Annotated in this window: 15 protein-coding genes; 9 read left to right on the plus strand and 6 right to left on the minus strand. The window is 38.4% G+C overall.

Annotated features, from left to right (window positions below):
- Window positions 1–344: 344 nt before the first annotated feature.
- The 3 genes from JM83_RS06895 to JM83_RS06905 all read left to right on the plus strand — a co-directional run bounded on the left by JM83_RS06895 (window position 345) and on the right by JM83_RS06905 (window position 5,375).
- On the plus strand, window positions 345–3,329 hold the full coding sequence (locus tag JM83_RS06895; RefSeq protein ID WP_144960633.1) for a T9SS type A sorting domain-containing protein: 2,985 nt from the start codon (window positions 345–347) through the stop codon (window positions 3,327–3,329).
- 156 nt (window positions 3,330–3,485) lie between these two features.
- Window positions 3,486–4,268, plus strand: coding sequence for an exodeoxyribonuclease III (locus JM83_RS06900; protein ID WP_144960636.1), 783 nt, complete (start codon window positions 3,486–3,488; stop codon window positions 4,266–4,268).
- Between the two features lie 72 nt (window positions 4,269–4,340).
- Window positions 4,341–5,375 (plus strand): aldo/keto reductase, encoded by a 1,035-nt coding sequence (locus JM83_RS06905; protein ID WP_144960638.1) that lies wholly within the window; start codon window positions 4,341–4,343, stop codon window positions 5,373–5,375.
- Here the strand turns inward: JM83_RS06905 and JM83_RS06910 are convergent.
- From JM83_RS06910 to panC, 6 genes are read right to left on the minus strand one after another with little or no spacing between them, the layout of a single operon-like run.
- A complete protein-coding gene (locus JM83_RS06910; RefSeq protein ID WP_144960640.1) occupies window positions 5,372–6,505 on the minus strand; it encodes a M23 family metallopeptidase in 1,134 nt (377 codons plus the stop codon). The two genes, JM83_RS06905 and JM83_RS06910, sit on opposite strands and share 4 nt — an antisense overlap.
- A gap of 41 nt (window positions 6,506–6,546) precedes the next feature.
- Window positions 6,547–7,911 carry a DNA repair protein RadA gene (gene radA, locus JM83_RS06915; RefSeq protein WP_144960643.1) on the minus strand — a complete coding sequence of 455 codons (1,365 nt, stop codon included), beginning with the start codon at window positions 7,909–7,911 and terminating at the stop codon, window positions 6,547–6,549.
- 41 nt (window positions 7,912–7,952) lie between these two features.
- A complete protein-coding gene (locus JM83_RS06920; RefSeq protein WP_144960645.1) occupies window positions 7,953–9,101 on the minus strand; it encodes an alpha/beta hydrolase in 1,149 nt (382 codons plus the stop codon).
- 36 nt (window positions 9,102–9,137) lie between these two features.
- A complete protein-coding gene (locus JM83_RS06925; protein WP_144960647.1) occupies window positions 9,138–10,103 on the minus strand; it encodes a YbhN family protein in 966 nt (321 codons plus the stop codon).
- Between the two features lie 3 nt (window positions 10,104–10,106).
- A complete protein-coding gene (gene panD, locus JM83_RS06930) occupies window positions 10,107–10,457 on the minus strand; it encodes an aspartate 1-decarboxylase (RefSeq protein ID WP_144960649.1) in 351 nt (116 codons plus the stop codon).
- Between the two features lie 9 nt (window positions 10,458–10,466).
- Window positions 10,467–11,318 (minus strand): pantoate--beta-alanine ligase, encoded by an 852-nt coding sequence (gene panC, locus JM83_RS06935; RefSeq protein WP_144960651.1) that lies wholly within the window; start codon window positions 11,316–11,318, stop codon window positions 10,467–10,469.
- 101 nt (window positions 11,319–11,419) lie between these two features.
- Between panC and JM83_RS06940 the strand changes: the two genes are divergently transcribed.
- The 6 genes from JM83_RS06940 (at window position 11,420) to JM83_RS06965 (ending at window position 20,734) form a co-directional block, all read left to right on the plus strand.
- Window positions 11,420–12,232, plus strand: a complete 813-nt coding sequence (locus tag JM83_RS06940; protein ID WP_144960653.1) for a glycogen/starch synthase — start codon at window positions 11,420–11,422, stop codon at window positions 12,230–12,232.
- Between the two features lie 14 nt (window positions 12,233–12,246).
- The gene (locus tag JM83_RS06945) at window positions 12,247–13,845 is read left to right on the plus strand and encodes a DUF4270 domain-containing protein (RefSeq protein WP_144960655.1); all 1,599 of its coding nucleotides are present in this window, start codon (window positions 12,247–12,249) and stop codon (window positions 13,843–13,845) included.
- Window positions 13,846–13,848: 3 nt separating this feature from the next.
- Window positions 13,849–15,699 (plus strand): glutamine--fructose-6-phosphate transaminase (isomerizing), encoded by a 1,851-nt coding sequence (gene glmS, locus JM83_RS06950; protein WP_144960657.1) that lies wholly within the window; start codon window positions 13,849–13,851, stop codon window positions 15,697–15,699.
- A gap of 91 nt (window positions 15,700–15,790) precedes the next feature.
- Complete coding sequence (locus tag JM83_RS06955; protein WP_144960659.1) at window positions 15,791–18,547, plus strand: TonB-dependent receptor; 2,757 nt, start codon at window positions 15,791–15,793, stop codon at window positions 18,545–18,547.
- Between the two features lie 302 nt (window positions 18,548–18,849).
- Window positions 18,850–20,361 (plus strand): F0F1 ATP synthase subunit beta, encoded by a 1,512-nt coding sequence (atpD, locus tag JM83_RS06960; protein ID WP_144960661.1) that lies wholly within the window; start codon window positions 18,850–18,852, stop codon window positions 20,359–20,361.
- An 85-nt stretch (window positions 20,362–20,446) separates the two neighbouring features.
- A complete protein-coding gene (locus JM83_RS06965) occupies window positions 20,447–20,734 on the plus strand; it encodes a FoF1 ATP synthase subunit delta/epsilon (protein ID WP_144960663.1) in 288 nt (95 codons plus the stop codon).
- Window positions 20,735–20,816: the final 82 nt, after the last annotated feature.

Genomic DNA, 20,816 nt, shown 5'->3' on the forward strand with positions numbered 1-20,816 from the left:
CAAGTTCAGCATGACGACAATTCCGCATCGTCACCCTGAACTGGTTTCAGGGTCTTGGATTCACAAATAAATAAAAACACGTCAATGGTAGAGTTTCAGAATCTCATAACATGAAGAACCAATACAGTAAATTGAGACCCTGAAAACCTCGACACTTTGGGACAGGGAGACGAAACAACTATTAGGATAAAAAACAGATATTCAAAATAATAATATTATTCCTTTTTGTTTAACAAATGATTAAGAGGCAATTGAATATATTAATTGCCTCATTTATTTATATAATTTTATAATTGACTATTTTTAGGGCTTTAATAAATAAGATGCTCTCCTTGAACCATAATATGATCAAAACTATACCATACTTTACGCTGTTCTTCCTTCTTTTTTCTTTACAAATAATAGCACAAAAAAGAGAAACATCGGGACCTGTGTATATAGATTCTGCAGTTGCTGTTCCTGTAACAGCAATTTCCAACCGAAAAATGAAGGCGCCCTCTACAGAATATAAATTGGTGAACCCAAGGAATAGGGGAATTAACAAAGTGGTTCCGGGTAAAGGTCTGCCAAAAACACAAGATGCTGCATTGCAATCCAAAATGGGAGAATTACCTGCAAAAGCGCCACTTTTCACCTTTGATGCAGCAGTAACAAGATCTACGCCATCGGACCCAACAGGGGCTGCGGGCCCAAATCATTATGTGAACGGGTGGAACTCGGCATTTTCTATATTCGATAAAAGTGGAAATCAAATTGTGCCTCCAGCTTCCCTTTCGAGTATCGGAGGAGAATTTACAAACGAAACGTTAGGGGATCCAATCATTTTATATGACGAATTTGCAGATCGCTTTTTGATAACCCAGTTCAGTGATACCCCAGAAAGTTTTTTAGTTGCAGTTTCGCAAACTTCCGATCCAGTAAATGGAGGATGGAATACCTATAGATTTCCAACTAATGAAGCATTGCCAGATTATCCAAAAATCTCTGTTTGGAGCGATGGGTATTATGTAACAACCAATAAAAATTCGAACACCGCCAGTACTAGTCAAGTTGTCTATGTTTTTGAACGGGACAAAATGTTGGTGGGGCAAAGTGCAAAAGTTGTCTCTTTTCCCTTACCAGGTATTAGAACCAATGGGTTTTATAGCCCGGCAGGGTTTCATGCAATGGGGGGCGAGCTTCCGCCAAGAGGAAATTCTCCCATTATCTTTTTACAGGATGATGCTTGGGCAGGTGTTTTCGAAGATCATTTAAAATTCTGGAACGTTAATATAAATTGGAATTCGCCTGGAAATTCCACAATAGCTGAATCTCAAGAGTTGGGGACAAGCAATGGGGTGACCCCATTTATTGCCACTTTTGATGGTGGTGCATTTTCTAATCTTGCACAGCCAGAAGGTGCTCCAGATTTAGATGTTTTGCAGGCTACAATGATGTACATGACGCAGTATAGACGATTTTCAACGTATAATGCAGCGGTGTTGAATTTTGTGGTGGATGTAGATGCCACAGCAGCCGAGCATGCCGGAATTCGTTGGTACGAGCTAAGGCAGCCTTCCAATGGGGGTCTTTGGGCAGTTTTTCAGGAAGGAACCTATGCGCCAGACAAAAGCGATAGGTATTCTGGAAGTATTGGTATGGATGCCAATGGCAACATAGGTCTAGGTTTTACGGTATTGGATGACAGTCCCGAAACCCCTATTTTTCCTTCTATTAGATATACGGGCAGGTATAATAATGATCCTAAAGGACAAATGACCGTAAAGGAAGAGGTGATCGTTAATGGAATTAGCGCCGATCCTTCCTCAAGATATGGAGATTATGCCCATTTAACGGTAGATCCTGCAGACGATTTAACCTTTTGGCACAATGGAGAATATTTTGATGGTCCAGATAGAAAGAACCGGGTTGGGGTCTTTAAACTTGCTCCAGATTTTACAAATGATGTTGGAATTGTTGCATTGGTAAGTCCTACCAATGCCACCTTAACCTCTTCGGAAGTAGTTACCGTAACCATTAGAAATTTTGGGATTGCTTCCCACACCAATATTCCGGTGAGTTACTCTGTAGATGGTGGAGCTGTGGTTACCGAAACTTTTACGGGGACTATTCCTGGAACAAGTTCTGTGGATTTTACATTTGCAACACCTGCGAATGTTGGAACAATTGGGCAAATCTATACCTTTGTTGCAGCCACAAATTTAGATACCGATGAGAATGAGAACAACGATTCTTTCACTATAGAGGTTAAAAACTTATTTCCAAAAGATGTAGGAATTACGTCCATAGATTCCCCAAGAACAGATCTCAATTTAACCGCTTCGGAAGAAGTTACAGTTACGATTGAAAATTTTGGCGGGGAGCCACAATCCAATATCCCAGTAGCATATAGAATAGAAAATAACCGAAAAATAAATGAAGTTTTCCCAGGAACCATTCCAGTGGGAGAAAATGCAGTGTACACCTTTTCCCAAACAGCTAATCTATCAACTTCTGGACGGTTTTTAATATATGCAGAAACAAATTTGGAAGGAGATCAAGACAATACCAATAATTCCAAAAACAAGTCTGTTGCCAACTTAAGCTGTATTCCCGAAGGATCGGACTGTGCTAGTTTTGGAGACGGATTATCTTATTTTGAATTAGGCGATATCTTGAACGAGCGAATCCCATGTACAAATGGATATGCCGATTATATTGGACTTTCTACCGATTTAGATAGATCCATAGGTAATTATACGGTTACTGTTAAAACATTGTTTGACAATCCCCAAGATGAAAAATTCTCTTTGTGGATAGATCTTAATGATAATGGCGCCTTCGATGATTCTGAAATTTTGATTTCTTCACAGAATATTCCTGCTGCCAATACTGCTTTTTCTTTCGATTTTACATTGCCAAATGATGCTCCTTTGGGACAACATTTATTAAGGGTCCGTGCTGGGGATACTTCCTTTGGGGGCGATCTAAACAATCCATGTAGCGTGATGGATTTTGGAACTACACATGATTATACTGTTAGGATTACAGATTCTACCTTAAAAATCGATGATTTCCTTTTGAATGAGGCCAATCTAGAGATCGTGGAACAAAACCCAATACCGCGGGACGGCATTTATAGGGTATTCCTAGAAACTCAATTTGACCAACCTTTGCGAATTACCGTTCATAATTTACTAGGTCAAAAAATGATCGAAAATGAGGTCAATAATTTAAATGGACGGGGATATCAATATGATTTCGATATGTCTTACGCAGCAAGGGGAGTTTATCTTTTGAGGATTGGAACCAGGGATGTAGGAATAGTGAAGAGGTTTATAGTAAGGTAAAATTCTAAAGCTATTCAATAATCAGATACTTGGACACTAGTTTGCCTTAATTTTTCGGGCAAGCCTCTGTTGATTAAACCCTCATTGAGGGTTTCTATCTTCAAAATAATAGAAGGTATTTGCTATTTTTTTATTTTTGGAAAATATTAAAAATTTATGAAGATAATATCCTACAATGTAAACGGAATTAGGGCAGCAATTAGAAAAGGATTTATAGAATGGCTATCTGCTGCTAATCCCGATATTGTGTGTTTACAGGAAATTAAAGCGTCCCCAGATCAATTGGATCTTAGTGTGTTTGCGAATGCTGGATATAAATATAATTACTGGTACCCCGCCAAAAAAAAAGGCTATAGCGGCGTCGCAATTTTGAGCAAGCACGAGCCAAAACATGTTGAGTACGGTACGGGGATCGATTATATGGATTTTGAAGGTCGGAACATTCGAGTGGATTTTGAGGGTTTTTCGGTGATGAGCCTTTACCTGCCTTCAGGGACCAATATTAATAGATTGGAACATAAGCTTCAATATATGGCAGATTTTCAGCGATATATTGATAATTTAAAAACGCAAATCCCAAATTTAATAATTTGTGGCGATTATAATATTTGCCATGAAGCTATAGATATTCATGATCCCGTTAGGCTAAAAAACACCTCTGGGTTTCTTCCGGTAGAAAGAGCGTGGATAGATGGGTTTATGAAAAGCGGATTTATTGATTCTTTCAGACATTTTAATAAAGAAGCGACAGATCAATATTCTTGGTGGAGCTATAGAGCGGGTGCTCGTGCAAATAATAAAGGCTGGCGCATAGATTATAACTTGGTTTCTCGAACTTTGGAATCTAAATTAAAACGTGCGGTTATCTTGCCCGATGCGATGCATAGCGACCATTGCCCGGTCTTATTGGAAATAGACTCGGCTTACACCAATATTTAAAGTTTCAAAAAATAATTCAAACTTTTTTAATTCCTTCAGAAATAAACTTCTGAAGAATACAAAATTTTTAAAATGAAATATACCACTCTTCCAAATTCCGATATTAAAGTAAGCAAGATCTGTTTAGGCTCCATGACATGGGGACAACAAAATACAGAAGAAGAAGGGCATGCCCAACTGGATTATGCTTTAAATGAAGGAGTGAATTTTATAGATACTGCCGAAATGTACTCTACGCCTGCACATAAAGATACGCAGGGAAGCACAGAGAGAATAATAGGGAGTTGGTTCCAAAAAACTGGAAATAGGGATAAAGTAGTATTAGCTACCAAAATCACAGGTCCGGGCAGTGCCATGGCTCATATTAGACCAAATCTGGGCTTTTCCAAGGCCGCGTTAAACGATGCGCTCACAAAGAGTTTAAAAAGGTTACAGACAGATTATATAGATCTCTATCAATTACATTGGCCGGAAAGGAATTCCAATTTCTTCGGAAAACGTGGGTTTGAAGACGATCCTTCTGAAGAATGGGCAGATAATTTCAAGGAAATCCTTTTCAATTTAAATGAATTTATCAAAGAAGGAAAAATAAGAAAAATTGGGCTTTCCAATGAATCGCCCTTCGGAGTGATGCGCTGCTTGGAAGAGGCCAGAAACGGCGCTCCAAGAATAAGTACGGTTCAAAACCCGTACAGCTTGCTCAATAGAAAGGATGAAATAGGCCTTACCGAAATTTATCATCGGGAAGATGTTGGCTTGTTCCCTTATTCGCCTTTGGGAATGGGCTCCCTAAGTGGGAAATATTTAAAGGATAAGAATGCAAAAGGCAGACTGACCTTATTTCCACAATATTCCCGATATGGAAATGTTCAGGCAGTCAAGGCAATTGAAAAATATACAGAGATAGCTGAAAAGCATCAATTGAATCCTTCACAAATGGCATTGGCTTTTGTAAATATGCAGCCCTTTGTTACAAGCACGATTATTGGAGCTACTACTTTAGAACAGTTAAAGGAAAATATTGGGAGCATAAAAGTTCATCTTTCCAAAAAGGTTCTTGAAGAGATCAATGAAGTGCATGAGTCCATCCCTAATCCTGCCCCTTAATTTATTGGGGCTGCCAAAGAAGAATGAAGAAAGGATGGAATCTTGGAGTTTGGGGCTTTAATATGATACCAGTCATCGGTTTTTCCTAAAATCTGGATCGTGTCCCCGGCAGGAATCTTTTGAATAATTTCAGAATTTTTAATTGAATTCGAGTTTCGTATGTTCGCTTTGTTTTTAACAACCCCTAACTGATTCCCGGGTAAAAAAGGGCTTTTTTTAGGGGGTTCATTTTCCTCCTGTTTAATAAAATGGTAGGGATTTATTGCGCCGCCAAACCTGCGATAAATTCCAAAATGTAAATGCGGGGCAGTGGTTCTGGCGTTTCCCGTATTTCCCACAAAACCCAGGGTATCCCCAGCCTTAACCTGATACTTTTTAATAGCTGCAATACTGTCCAAATGTGCATAATATAAGGATTGCCCCCTTTTGGGATCGCGCAACCACACTTGTTTTCCTCCCAAACCTTTCTCACCGCTAGAAGTTATCCTTCCATCCACGGCCGCAATTACTGGCGTGCCGCGTTTAGCAAAAATATCCACCCCTTTGTGCGACCTTTTTCCGCCATCCCGCTGGGCACCCCAAAAACTTTGCGCATCACTGTTTTTTCCACCTGCAACCGGAAAATGGTATAACGGAGACCTTTTTATTTCTATGGTAAAAAATGAACTGGCATCAATTTCTGGCTGAACCACAATTTTATAAATATTGTCTTCTTCAATTTCAACTTGTAGTGTTTGCTCTCCAAATCCTGAACTTTTAATATTTTTATAAGCTGAATCCTCCACCGAAAAAATATCGATAAAAGTTAGGGATGAGGTAGAATCCTGCTTGATTTTTACCGAAAGCAAATCTCCCCCATGAAGTTCCATTAAATAAGAATAAACCAAAAAACTTTTAGGGAAAAATCTACCAGATTCTCGATAAGGTAAACCGATGGATATACTGTCATTCTTTAGCGACTTATCTTTTTCTGACTCCCAGATTGCAAACAACTCATCACTTATTTTTAAATCCCTTTGGTAAACTTCACGTGCCGTAGGATTTGTCAAAAAATCCCTAGCTTTATCGATTTTGGAACAGCCTTCTAGAACTAAAAGGAGTAAAAACAAGTATATAATCCTACCGTGCATTCTTCAATTTTTGAGTTTTAAATCACAGTAATTATGCCATGTTAGCCAAATAAATAGCTTACCACATCTTCTATTTTTGCTACTTTTTGAATTGTAATGGCATAGTTTGTTTTTGGAAGCTTGGTTTGTGAAGAGATCATGATCGTTGCATAGCCTAATTTTTCGGCTTCAATAATACGTTGCTCTGCTCTGGTGACCGGTCTAATTTCTCCTGCCAAGCCAATTTCAGCAGCAAAACAAATGTCTTTGGGTATCGCTATATCTTCATTGGACGAGAGTATAGCAGCAATCACAGCAAGGTCTATCGCAGGATCGTCTACACTGATTCCACCGGTAACGTTCAAGAAAACATCCTTTGCCCCTAACCTAAATCCGGCGCGTTTTTCTAGAACAGCCAATAGCATGTTCAATCTCTTTGCGTTATAGCCCGTTGTAGAGCGCTGTGGCGTTCCATATACCGCAGAGCTTACCAATGCCTGGATTTCGATCATTAAAGGGCGTACGCCTTCTAAGGTCGAAGAAATTGCGGTTCCGCTTAAGCCTTCGTCATTCTTGGAGATCAATATTTCAGAGGGATTAGAGACTTCCCGTAATCCGCTGCCCAACATTTCATAGATTCCCAATTCATGGGTAGATCCAAATCTATTTTTATTGGCACGTAAAATTCTATATACATGATTCCTGTCACCTTCAAACTGCAAAACCGTATCCACCATGTGTTCCAGCACCTTGGGACCAGCTATGCTTCCTTCTTTTGTGATATGCCCAATCAAAATTACAGGCACTCCGGTTTCCTTTGCGAATTTTATTAATTCTGCAGTACATTCCCGAACTTGGGAGATGCTCCCGGGAGAGCTTTCTATATAATCGCTATGCAGGGTTTGAATGGAATCCACAATTACAATTTCCGGTTGTAAGGCTTCAATTTGCTTAAAGATGTTCTGGGTTTTGGTTTCCGTGAGAATATAGCAATTGGCAGGATTTGGATTTATTCGCTCTGCCCGCATTTTAATTTGTTGCTGACTTTCTTCTCCTGAAACATATAAAGTTTTATGACTTAGATGAAGCGAGATCTGCAATAATAAAGTGCTCTTTCCAATTCCCGGTTCCCCACCCAATAGCGTTAGGGATCCAGGAACAATTCCCCCGCCTAGGACCCTGTTCAGTTCGGCATTATTGGTATCCAATCTCGTTTCTGAAGAAACTTCGATCTCTGCAATTTTTAAAGGTTTGGAAGTTTTTTTAACCTCTCGAGTTGTGGGGGATTTCCAATCTATTTTATCTGGAGTCTGAATAACTTCTTCCACCAGCGTGTTCCACTCCTTACAAGCCGAACATTGTCCTTGCCATTTGGAATGTTGGGTGCCACAATTCTGACAATAAAAAGTGGTTTTTACCTTTGCCATAGTGCGATTATGATGAAATTTCAATTTATTATTAGAAAGGCTTAATATCCGAAATCTTGCTTGATTTTATCTGCTTTATCAAGCATAAAATCTGTTGTTAAAAAGGAAATAGGTTCTTGTCCATAGCCTCTTTGATAAATACGCATGGCTTTTTTGGGATTCCCGGTTTCTTCCTCGTACCTGGCTTCGAAATACGTAGCGAGCATAGTTGTTGGATAATGCTTTCCTGCAAGTTTTGAGAGATCATGAAGTTCTTCCCATTTTTCGGTTTTTTCTATAGCATTGTATACTGCCATAAAATCGTTTAATCTTATTTGCTTGTTAACATGAAACAAGGTCTTGATACTCTCATATTTTTCGACCAAAAAATTATAAGACGATACCGATGTTTGTAGAAGAATCCTATTATAATCGAAGATAGAAATTGGCCTGTAAACCTCGAAAATTTGCTCTATAGCTTTTGGGATGGCGTTTCCGGCCAATGTATAATGGGATGCATCGGGAAAATTATCGAAATTGTATTTTAAATTTTCATTTTTGATGTTTTTCAATTGATTATCGAAACTTAAAATGTCCTCTTTTAGAGACGGGATATCCTCTTCGGCAGTGGCAAGATAATACCAGATCTTATTTTTGGATTTGGTTAAAGCGGCTGTAACCCTATCTGCCATTTCTGGTGCAAGATCTGGGCTAATATTTATATAACCTTGAAAAAGCGGATTTTCTTTAAGCAGATAATAATTGATGAAATTCGCGGTATAATCATGCCCCACAATTACTCTAAATGGCGCTGTGCGATATTGAGCATCTAAATAGGTCATTAATTCCATGCCTATAAACTCAAAGAATTTCGCCCCGGTTTTTGAGGGTAAAAAGCGTTCGTCGTCATAAAAAGCATCTGAATCTCGGGTGTTGTTTTGTTTAATTCCAACAACGATCATCTCCGGGATATCCTCCCAATAAGAATAGAAATCTACATTTCCTGCAACAGGTTCGAATAAATAATCGCCATCCAGAACGATGAGGACAGGATAGGATTTTTCTTTGTTCTTGTCGTAATTTCGGGGAAGTTGGATTTTTAACTCTCGTTCTTCGCCTAGTTTTGAGGACTTTAAAGATTTGTAAATGGTTTGTGCTGTAAATAGGTTAGGGGCAATAAACAGACAAATTAAAAATAATGTTTTGTGCATAGGTGAGGTTTTAATTGTCACGCACAATATAGCTTTTTATTTTTTACGGTTATAAATGGGAAGGAACAAGAAAGATAGTCCCCCCACGATAATTACGAGCAGGGTTTGAGTTCCCCAAGTAATCCAACCAAAGGCTTCACCGCCCTGTTTGCTAACTCCAAAAAGCATAAGGCTAGCCCCAATAGCTATAGGATATACCCCGATTCCGCCGTTGGTTGCCGAAATAGCAAAGGAACCCACTACAAATGCCAATAAAACCACTCCCAAAGGAAGCCCAGATGTTTCGGGAACCGTAAATATCAAGGCGTAGAACATGCAAATGTACATTCCCCAAATAAAGAGGGTATGAAACAAAAATGCTCCTTTTTGTTTCATTTTAAGGATGCTTCGCATTCCTTCCAGTAGGCCTTTGGCAAATTTTTTAATTTTTTTGAAGATCCCGATTTTTGAAGATCTAATCAATTTTAAAATCAAAATCCCTACCGCGAGAAGGCCTAAAAGAATTGCAATTGTAATAAACGGATTGATATTGTTCTCTTCAAAATAAGCAAGAAGATATTCTGTTTGAAGGATCATGGTAATTGTAATTACCAGTGAAAGCATAATGAAATCGGAAATCCTTTCAGAAATTATGGTTCCGAAGGCTTTTTCAAAAGGAACATTTTCATAACTCGAAATAGTGACGCCTCTAAGTACCTCACCCGATCTTGGGATTCCGAAATTTGCAAGGTACGCTACCATCACAGCCATGAAACTGTTTGGAAATTTGGGCTTGTACCCCAATGGCTCGAGAAGGAACTTCCATCTATAGGCCCTAGAGAGATGGGATAACAAACCGCAAATCATAGAAATTATTATAAAAATTGGATTCGCAGATTTGATATTGTTCAGGAGCTCTTCCCTTTCTATGGGAGTGGAGTTTCTTATTGAAAACCAGATCAAAAAAACTCCCAACAAAAGCGGGAGTATGATCTTTAAAATTTTAATGGTGGTTTTCTTCAAGTATTAATGTAAAAGGTTGTTTTCTTCATTTGGAAAAACCAAAGCAGGCTTAAAGGATTTAGCTTCCTCCAGCTCCATAATGGCATACGTAATAAGAATAAGAATATCCCCTTTTGCAACCCTTCTTGCTGCTGCACCGTTAAGAGTTATCTCCCCAGAATTTCTAGGGCCTGGGATGGCATAAGTTTCTAAACGCTCCCCGTTATTGTTGTTTACTATTTGAACTTTTTCGCCTTCAATTATATTGGCAGCATCCATAAGGTCTTGATCTATGGTAATGCTTCCAATGTAATTAAGATCGGCGCCAGTACATTTTACGCGATGAATTTTAGATTTTACTACGTGAATCAACATACAATTTATTTAATAATTTAAGGCTATGTTGTCTATAAGCCTAATGTCTTCGAAATACACCGCGATAAACGCTCGAACAAGTTTACCATTAACATCATTTGTTATTGGCTTCAATGTTTCGCTATCGGCAATCTCGAAATATTCCAATTTGAAATAGGGATGTGCTTTAAATTCATTTTCCACCCATTGTGTTATCTGATTTGCACTTTCTATGCCAAATTTATCCTTTGCCTTTAACAGTGTTTCATGTATAAACGATGCCTCAAGACGAATTTTTGGGATTAGTCGTTCATTTCTGGAACTTCTTGCTAACCCGTTATGTTCCCGATTAATGGGGCAGGCTATTACTTCTACGGGAAGCTGGTAGCACTGCACGAGTTTTTTTATTATTTGTAACTGTTGGTAATCTTTTTCCCCAAAAAACGCTTTATCGGGCTGTACCATCTCGAAAAGTTTTTTTATAACCGTACCAACTCCGTCAAAATGTCCGTTTCTGTATTTTCCTTCCATTTTATGTTCCAAACCGTCAAATTGAAAATGTTCAGACTGGATATTGTTACTATAAAGTTCGGCTGCAGAGGGAGTAAAACCAATCACATTAAGGTTCAATTCTTCTAATTTTTGGATGTCAGAATCCAATGTTCTGGGATATTTGTCCAAATCTATTGCATTATCGAACTGGGTGGGATTGATAAAAATACTCACTACAACGACATCACAAACAGCAGCAGCTTGCCTAATCAAAGACAAGTGCCCTTCATGCAATGCGCCCATTGTAGGCACGAATCCTATGGAGGAATCTTTGGATTTTAATTTGGAAATAACCTCTGTCAAGGTCGCTTTCTCTTTAATAATCTGCATTTTATTATAAAATTAACAGCGTGCAAACTTAATATATTACTGGCAAACTGCATAAAATTTTGTAATTTTGCGTGTTTTTTATTCGCAAAAGCAAAACATTTATGAAAGATAAGAGGATATTGTACGTATCATCTGAAGTTATTCCTTACCTGCCCGAAACCGATATATCATCTATGTCTTTTGAAGCTGCCAGAATGGTAAATGGTTTAGGAGGACAAATTAGGATATTTATGCCACGTTATGGCAACATCAATGAAAGAAGGCATCAGTTGCATGAAGTGATTAGGTTGTCTGGGATGAATTTGGTGATAGACGATCTGGATATGCCGTTAATTATTAAGGTTGCCTCTATTCCAAAAGAACGGATGCAGGTTTATTTTATAGATAACGAAGATTATTTCAAGAGAAAAGCAACACTTACAGATGAGGACGGGAATTTGTTTCCAGATAACGACGAACGTGCAATTTTCTTTGCCAAAGGAGTAATTGAAACAGTAAAGAAATTAAACTGGTCCCCAGATATTATACACGTTCATGGTTGGTTATCTTCATTATTGCCATTATACCTAAGGAACTACTACGGAAACGAGCCATTATTTTCTGGCGCAAAAATTGTTACCTCTATATACAATCAAAGTTTCGATGAATCGTTAGATGCAGGAATGCACAAGAAAATTCTTTTTGATGGGTTGGAAAATAATAATGTAAAGCATTTGAAAAAACCTACCTATGTTAATTTGATGAAAACCGCAATAGATAATTCTGATGCGGTGATTATTGGTGGAAATAATATTCCGGCAGAATTATCAAAATACCTAAATAAGCAGGAAATTCCGGTTTTGGATTATAAAACACCAGAAGAATTTTCTACTGCATACCAAGATTTTTACGATACTCAAGTATTATCACAATAAGTAATTTATACCGAATGAATTTTTTGAAAAGAGCACGCCTGGTTTCAGTAGCAATGCTATTGGTGTTGGCATTTACCTCATGTGATGACGATTTTAATACCATTGGCGGCAGGCTTGTGGGACAGTTTGATTCCATCCCCCTTTATGAAGCTGGAGTGATTGGTTATAGCAATAAAATTGGGCCAGTTCAAACCAATGGGCGGACTACAGATGGAACTGCTATAAATTTGTTAGGAATTTATAATGATCCAGTTTATGGGCAACAAGTAGCGAGTGTTTTAACCCAATTATCCTTGTCTACAACTAGCCCCGAGTTCGGGGATCAGCCTGTTGTGGACAGTGTTGTATTAACACTCGCCTATTATAGTACGGTAGTTGAAACGGGAGAAGATGGAAATCCGGTTTATGAATTGGATTCTATTTTTGGTGATTCTCCGTATAAATTAACGGTTAGTAGATCTAATTTTTTCCTTAATAATTTTGATCCAGAAGCCGATTTTGCTAGCGTTCAAAAATATTACTCTAACCAAGGGCCTGTTTTCGAAAATAATTTAATTGGAGCTCCTTTGTATACGAACGAGAATTTTTTACCATCAAACAATGAGGTGGTTTATGAAGGGTTCAATGAGCAAAATGAAGTGGACACCATTCGTACTACTCCCCGACTTAGAGCTAATTTACCAGTACAATTTTTTCAAGAGAATATTATTAATAAAGAAGGTTCTATAGAGCTTTTCAATAATAACAACTTCAATAACTTTATTAGAGGACTCTATTTTAAGGCTGAACCTTTAAATGGAGGCGGTAATATGTTATTGCTGGATTTCAGTTATCTTACTAATCCAGATGTAGGAATTATGATTTATTATACTTCCCAAGTAGAAGATTCTTCCGATTCTGATGGGGATGGGGATACTACTGAAATGATAGGACAACCGGCATCTTATAAATTGAATTTTGGAACAAATACCGTAAACACGTTTTCACAAGATTTTCCAGCGGGGATAGCTTCAGAAATTACGGAAACAAATTCTGAGGCAGGAGCTAAGAATTTGTTTTTAAAAGGAGGAGAAGGCGTGGTTTCAGTCATTAGATTGTTCGAAGATGAAGCAGAATTAGCAGAATTGAGAGCTAATAACTGGTTGATCAACGAAGCAAACCTAACCTTTTTTGTAGATCAGGATAGAGTTGAAATTGGGGAATCTGAACCAGAAAGAATTTACTTATACAATTTAAAAACCAACGAGCAATTGTTCGATTATCTAATAGATCCCACCTTAAATACTGAAAGTCCTTTAAATTCTCTCATCTCACATTCCAGTAGATTGGAAAGAGATGAAAGCGGTGCAGGAGTTAGTTATAAAATAAGGATTACCGAGCATATAAAGAACGTTTTAAACAAAGACTCTACAAATGTAAAGCTAGGGCTGGTAGTTACGCAAAACATTAATTTGGTTGGAAATTCAGCTTTAAAAACTGTCATAGATAGTATTACAAGAGTTCCTAGAGCATCTGTTATTTCTCCAGAAGGAACGGTGTTGCATGGGAATTTATCTCCAAATGTGGATAAAAGATTAAAATTTAATATTTATTATACAGAAACAAACAATTAGAGTATGTGCGGAATTGTAGGTTATATAGGGCATAGAGAAGCTTATCCTATAGTGTTAAAAGGATTGCATAGATTAGAGTATAGAGGGTATGATAGTGCTGGGATTGCATTGTTTGACGGGGAAGAACTTAATCTTTGTAAGACCAAAGGGAAAGTAGCAGATCTTGAAGCCAAGTTTAATGCTACCACTTCCACTAAAGGAAATATTGGGATAGGGCATACAAGATGGGCAACACATGGGGTGCCAAATGATGTAAATTCGCATCCACATTATTCCAATTCTGGAAATTTGGTGATAATCCATAACGGGATTATAGAAAATTATTCTTCCCTTAAAAAGGAGTTGATTAAAAGGGGCTATACTTTTCAATCTGATACCGATACGGAAGTGTTGGTAAACCTTATTGAAGATGTAATGATCAATGAAGATGTGATGTTGGGGAAAGCAGTGCAAATTGCACTTAACCAAACTATCGGGGCCTACGCTATTACCATTTTTGATAAAAGAAAAGAAAATGAACTGGTGGTTGCCCGGTTAGGGAGTCCATTAGCAATAGGGATTGGAGAAAATGAATTTTTTATAGCATCTGATGCTTCTCCATTTATTGAGTTCACCAATAATGCTATTTATCTTGAAGATGGTGAAATGGCCGTGGTGAGACTTGATAAAGAAATTAAAGTTAGAAAAATACATGATGACTCTTTAGTAGATCCATATATTCAGGAATTACAATTGAATTTAGAGCAGATTGAAAAAGGAGGCTATGATCATTTTATGCTTAAAGAGATCTATGAGCAGCCTAATGCCATAACAGATACCTATAGGGGGCGCATGTTGGTGGATAAGGGCATAATTAGAATGGCTGGGGTAGACGATAATATTGAGCGTATTGCAAAGGCAAAGAGAATTCTTGTTGTTGCCTGTGGAACTTCATGGCATGCGGGATTGGTAGCCGAGTATATTTTCGAAGACCTTGCAAGAATCCCTGTAGAAGTTGAATATGCTTCAGAATTTAGATATAGAAATCCCGTAATTCATGAAAACGATGTTGTAATTGCCATTTCTCAAAGTGGGGAAACTGCAGATACCATGGCCGCAATAAAGCTTGCTAAAGAAAAAGGAGCCTTTGTATTTGGGGTATGTAACGTCGTAGGGTCATCAATATCCAGGGAAACCCATGCGGGAGCTTACACGCATGCAGGTCCAGAGATAGGGGTTGCTTCAACCAAAGCTTTTACAACCCAGATCACGGTACTTACTTTAATGGCTTTAAAACTGGCAAAACATAGGGGCACCATATCCGATACAGATTTTAGACATCATTTACAGCAATTGGAAGCCATTCCTGTCAAGATCTCTAAGGTTTTAGAAACAACGAACGAGCATATTAAAGAAATCGCCTTTAAATATAAAGAAGCAACAAATTGCCTTTATTTGGGAAGAGGTTATAATTTCCCGGTGGCGCTGGAAGGAGCCTTGAAATTAAAAGAAATCTCCTATATCCATGCTGAAGGATATCCTGCTGCCGAAATGAAACACGGGCCTATTGCCTTGATCGATGAGCAAATGCCGGTTGTGGTTATTGCTACCAAAATTGGGCATTACGATAAGGTTGTGAGTAATATTCAAGAAATAAAATCCAGAAAAGGAAAAATTATAGGGATTGTTACAGAAGGCGATACAGAAGTGAAGGAACTGGCAGATTATGTGATCGAGGTGCCAGATACTATAGAATCCTTAACGCCATTGTTAACTACAATCCCAATGCAATTGCTTTCTTATCATATTGCAGTGATGCTGGGTAAAAATGTAGATCAGCCAAGAAACTTGGCCAAATCTGTAACGGTAGAATAGTTTATATTCTGTTAACAGGTTTTTTGCTATATTCTTATTTTTAGTCATTTAATTAACTATATTGTTAATGAAATTAACTTAAAATCAGAATATGAAAAAATCGATCCTCCTTATTGTTTTTTTGTGTTGCCTTATTTCCCACGCCCAAACTACGGTTACCGGTCGTATTGTAGATAACAACAGCACCCCGGTTGCGGGAGCCAATATACTGGTTCCCGATCTTTCACAAGGTACGGTTTCAGATCTCAATGGAGATTTTAGTCTTTCCGTTTCCCAAGCCCCACCATTCAACATTCAAATTAGTAGTGTGGGATATGAAACCCAATTGGTTTCTGTTACTTCCAATAATCAGGTAATCAATGTTACGCTACTAGAAGGAAATGCCTTGGATGAAATAGTGGTTTCAGCTTCCAGATCTCCGGAACGAATCTTTGAATCTCCCGTAACCATAGAGCGTTTTGGGATCAAGGAAATAAAGAATACTACCGCCGCCTCCTTCTATGGCGGACTTGAAAACCTAAAAGGAGTAGATATAAACACCAGTAGTTTAACGTTCCAATCTGTAAACACACGTGGTTTTGCCACTTTTGCCAATACCAGATTTGTACAATTGGTAGACGGAATGGATAATTCCTCTCCAGCCTTGAATTTTGTTCTTGGTAATTTGCTTGGGATGACAGAGCTCGACGTGCATAGTATAGAACTCCTCCCTGGAGCTTCTTCCGCTTTATATGGCGCAAATGCTTTTAATGGAATCTTGTTTATGACCAGTAAAAATCCGTTTGATTTTCCGGGAATAAGCGCGTATTATAAGCAGGGAATCACTTCGCAAGAGGCTGCTGGCACCAATCCGGTTTATGATCTTGGTGTTCGGGTTGCCCACAAATTCTCCGATAAATTTGCAGCCAAGGTCAATTTCTCTTATTTAAAAGGAACAGACTGGTATGCCGTAAGTGAGGTAGATGTGCTAAGTCCGGGAAATACGAGAGCCGATCCAAACTATGATGGTTTAAACACTTATGGGGATGACTTTAGTGTAAACATTAAAGGAGTTGGCCAATCCCTGGCTGCTGCAGGGATAATCCCTTTGGAGGCAGTAGACTTTATACCTAATGAAAATGTAACTAGAACAGGTTATGCTGAAACCAGTCTTACCGATTATGAGGCAGAAAGTATAAAATTTGATGCTGCCCTGCACTACAGGCCTTTTGCAGATGATTTTGAAATCAGTTATTTAGGAAAAGTGGGCATTGGATCTACAATTTATCAAGGTGCCAATCGATATGCATTGAAGGACTTTTTTTTGCAACAGCATAAATTGGAAATTGGGAATGACAACTTTTTCGTGAGGGGTTATATCACCGATGAAGACGCCGGTGATTCCTATGATACCCGTTTTACAGCGATCAACATTAATAGGCGTTGGAAATCAGATGAGCAGTGGTTTGGACAATACACCGGAGCATTTTTAGGTGCAACTATGGTGGGCGCTTCTACAGAAGAGGCGCATGCTGTTGCAAGACAAACGGCAGATACGGGAAGATTGGAACCGGGAACACCAGAATTTCAGAATGCCTTTGAGCAGGTAACCACCGACCCAAGTCTTGCTACAGGATCTAAATTCCAAGATGAAACTCAATTAAGGCATGCAGATGCAAATTATAATTTTTCCCACATTACTCAAGATTTTGCTGATATTCAGGTTGGAGGATCGTACAGGCAATACAAACTGAATTCCTTTGGAACTATTTTTACTGATGTAGATGGTCCAATAAAATATTCTGAATATGGTATCTATACGCAAATTCAGAAAAAATTAATGGCAGAAAGATTGAAATTAACTGGATCTATTAGATATGATAAATCCGAATTGTTTGATGGAAACTTCTCTCCACGACTTTCTGTAGGGTATACTGCGGGTGCTAGAAGATCTCACAATTTAAGAGCATCTGTACAAACAGGTTTTAGATATCCAACTACTCAGGATTTATTTATTGGTTTGGATGCCGGAAGAGCAATTTTAGTAGGTTCGGCTGAATCTAATTTGGATCGCGATGTTAGAACCTTCCCATTAAGCGGAGTTGGGGCAGCGGTAACTGGTAGTCCAAATGCCACTGTAGTGGGAAGAGCAGCCTATGAAAATTCATTTTCTTTGAATTCTGTATTAACTGGAGCTCCGGCTAAATCGGATGTAGATATTGTAAAGCCAGAACAAGTAACAGCTTTTGAAGTTGGATATCGTGGAAGGACTGGAAAAGTGATTATAGACTTAAATGCCTATTACAACACCTACAAAGATTTTATTTCTAATGAAACCGTTTTAGTTCCGTTGTATGGAGAGGTTGGGGTTGACGACCTTTCTTTATTGGCGCTTCAACAAGGAGATTTTAAAGCATATCAAACCTATACAAATTCTTCGGCAGATGTAAAATCCTATGGAGCAACAATTGGGCTGGGAACAAAGGTTTTTGGGAATTTTGATCTGGATGGGAACTATACCTATTCCGAAGAGGATTTCGATCAATCTTCGGCTCCAGATTTTAGGACCAGCTTTAATACACCCAAGCACAAAGTGAAGATTTCCTTCGGAAATACAGAGGTGTTCACCAACTTCGGATTCAATGTAAATTATAGATGGAGCGATACCTATTTATGGCAAAGTACTTTTGGGGATGGAACCGTGCCGGCATACTCTGTAGTAGATGCACAGGTAAATTACAAAGTGCCTTCTATTAAATCCATTTTTAAGTTGGGAGCCACCAACATTGGAGGGAACGAATATTTTACTGCCTATGGCACCGGATTAATTGGCCAGCAGTACTACCTATCGATAACATTCAATAACTAAGGATATAGCAGTTAATACGGAATCAATTTGATGTAAAAGCTCTTTAGCATATAAAGCTAAAGAGCTTTTTTGGTTCAGGAATAAGTACTGACGTTCAATAAATTATAGCTAAATAAAGCCGTGTACAGGGCTTTCCTTCTTTCAACTTCATTAAAATTGGATTCTTCAAAAAAACTTGCGCTTTAGGCTATATGATTTTATAAAGAAAAAACTATATTTGCAGCCTGAAAATAGGTTAAGATTGATTCATTTTTATCCAACATATTTTAAAGATTTCAATATTAAACATAAAGAATTAGATAATGTCTAAAATCACAGGTAAAGTTGCACAAATTATAGGCCCTGTAGTTGATGTAGTTTTCAACACAGATAACGCCGATTTGCCAAATATTTACGATTCCCTAGAAATTACCAGAAAAGATGGTTCTATTTTGGTTCTTGAAGTACAATCACACATTGGTGAAAATACGGTAAGAACTGTATCTATGGATTCTACAGATGGATTGAGTAGAGGTGTGGAAGTTGTTGCAACTGGAGCTCCAATACAAATGCCTATAGGAAAAGATGTTTACGGGCGTTTGTTCAACGTGATCGGTGATCCTATCGATGGATTGGATGTTTTGCCTAAAGCGGGCGAAGCTGGTTTGCCAATTCACCGTGATTCTCCAAAATTTGAAGACTTATCTGTTTCTACAGAAGTATTATATACAGGAATTAAAGTAATAGATCTAATCGAGCCTTATGCAAAAGGTGGTAAAATTGGATTATTTGGTGGAGCCGGAGTAGGTAAGACCGTATTAATTCAGGAATTAATCAACAATATTGCAAAAGGTCACGGTGGACTTTCAGTGTTTGCTGGAGTTGGAGAAAGAACCCGTGAAGGAAATGACCTTTTAAGAGAGATGTTGGAGTCTGGTATTATTAAATACGGAGACGAATTCATGCACTCTATGGAAGAAGGTGGATGGGACCTTTCCAAAGTAGATAAAGCTGCTTTGAAAGAATCTAAAGCAACTTTCGTATTCGGACAAATGAATGAGCCCCCGGGAGCACGTGCACGAGTTGCACTTTCTGGACTTACCATTGCTGAATTTTTCCGTGATGGGGCAGGAGATGGACAAGGGAAAGATGTACTTTTCTTCGTAGATAATATTTTCCGTTTTACACAAGCGGGATCTGAAGTGTCGGCACTTCTTGGACGTATGCCATCTGCGGTAGGTTACCAACCAACGTTGGCAACAGAGATGGGAGCGATGCAGGAACGTATTACTTCAACAAAAAACGGATCTATTACATCTGTACAGGCGGTTTACGTTCCTGCAGATGATTTAACAGATCCAGCACCAGCAACAACCTTTGCTCACTTGGATGCTACAACCGTACTTTCCCGTAAAATTGCCGAGTTGGGTATTTATCCTGCCGTAGATCCTTTGGATTCTACTTCAAGAATTCTTACCGCTGCAGTTTTAGGTGATGAACATTATAACTGTGCACAACGAGTAAAAGAGTTGTTACAGCGTTATAAAGAATTACAGGATATCATTGCTATTCTTGGGATGGAAGAACTTTCTGAAGAAGATAAGCAAGCGGTTTATAGAGCAAGGCGTGTACAACGTTTCTTATCTCAGCCTTTCCATGTTGCTGAACAATTTACAGGACTAAAAGGAGTATTGGTAGACATTAAAGAAACCATCAAAGGATTTAACATGATCATGGATGGGGAATTGGATAAATATCCTGAAGCTGCATTTAACCTTAAAGGTTCTATTGAAGAGGCTATCGAGGCAGGAGAAAAAATGTTGGCTGAATCATAAAATAGTAGTGAGAATTGAGATGTTAGTATTGAGAAATAACTCTTTAACTCACATCTCAATACTCACTACTCAATACTAAAAGAATATGTATTTAGAAATAGTTACTCCGGAAGCAGTTGTATTTGGTGCAGAAGTAGTGTCGGTAAGGGTTCCTGGAATGGATGGCGAATTTCAGATGTTAAATCACCATGCTGCAATTGTTTCACTTTTAGTCGAAGGGGAAGTAAAGATCGATCTGGCTTCGGCAACCCCGAAAATGTTGAAAAACCTTCCTTCAGCTTTTAGAAAAGAAGCCAACAATGTCCTTTTCTACCCTATTAAAGGTGGGGTGCTTGAAATGAAAGACAACAAAGCGATCGTACTGGCCGATTAATCCCTTATTGAGGGTGTAAGTTTAAACCCCCTGGCCAGCTGCTGGTTCCATGAGGTCTACACGTTGACCCTACACTTATCTA

Source organism: Gillisia sp. Hel_I_86 (assembly GCF_007827275.1).
In the GTDB taxonomy this organism is placed as follows: Bacteria; Bacteroidota; Bacteroidia; order Flavobacteriales; family Flavobacteriaceae; genus Gillisia.

Excerpts from the sequence above, each read along its gene's own strand:
- JM83_RS06920 (WP_144960645.1), bottom strand. The coding sequence starts at position 9,101 with ATGCACAAAACATTATTTTTAATTTGTCTGTTTATTGCCCCTAACCTA.
- JM83_RS06900 (WP_144960636.1), top strand. The coding sequence starts at position 3,486 with ATGAAGATAATATCCTACAATGTAAACGGAATTAGGGCAGCAATTAGA.
- atpD (WP_144960661.1), top strand. The coding sequence starts at position 18,850 with ATGTCTAAAATCACAGGTAAAGTTGCACAAATTATAGGCCCTGTAGTT.
- radA (WP_144960643.1), bottom strand. The coding sequence starts at position 7,911 with ATGGCAAAGGTAAAAACCACTTTTTATTGTCAGAATTGTGGCACCCAA.
- JM83_RS06965 (WP_144960663.1), top strand. The coding sequence starts at position 20,447 with ATGTATTTAGAAATAGTTACTCCGGAAGCAGTTGTATTTGGTGCAGAA.
- JM83_RS06895 (WP_144960633.1), top strand. The coding sequence starts at position 345 with ATGATCAAAACTATACCATACTTTACGCTGTTCTTCCTTCTTTTTTCT.
- JM83_RS06905 (WP_144960638.1), top strand. The coding sequence starts at position 4,341 with ATGAAATATACCACTCTTCCAAATTCCGATATTAAAGTAAGCAAGATC.
- panD (WP_144960649.1), bottom strand. The coding sequence starts at position 10,457 with ATGTTGATTCACGTAGTAAAATCTAAAATTCATCGCGTAAAATGTACT.
- glmS (WP_144960657.1), top strand. The coding sequence starts at position 13,849 with ATGTGCGGAATTGTAGGTTATATAGGGCATAGAGAAGCTTATCCTATA.
- JM83_RS06955 (WP_144960659.1), top strand. The coding sequence starts at position 15,791 with ATGAAAAAATCGATCCTCCTTATTGTTTTTTTGTGTTGCCTTATTTCC.
- JM83_RS06945 (WP_144960655.1), top strand. The coding sequence starts at position 12,247 with ATGAATTTTTTGAAAAGAGCACGCCTGGTTTCAGTAGCAATGCTATTG.
- panC (WP_144960651.1), bottom strand. The coding sequence starts at position 11,318 with ATGCAGATTATTAAAGAGAAAGCGACCTTGACAGAGGTTATTTCCAAA.
- JM83_RS06940 (WP_144960653.1), top strand. The coding sequence starts at position 11,420 with ATGAAAGATAAGAGGATATTGTACGTATCATCTGAAGTTATTCCTTAC.
- JM83_RS06910 (WP_144960640.1), bottom strand. The coding sequence starts at position 6,505 with ATGCACGGTAGGATTATATACTTGTTTTTACTCCTTTTAGTTCTAGAA.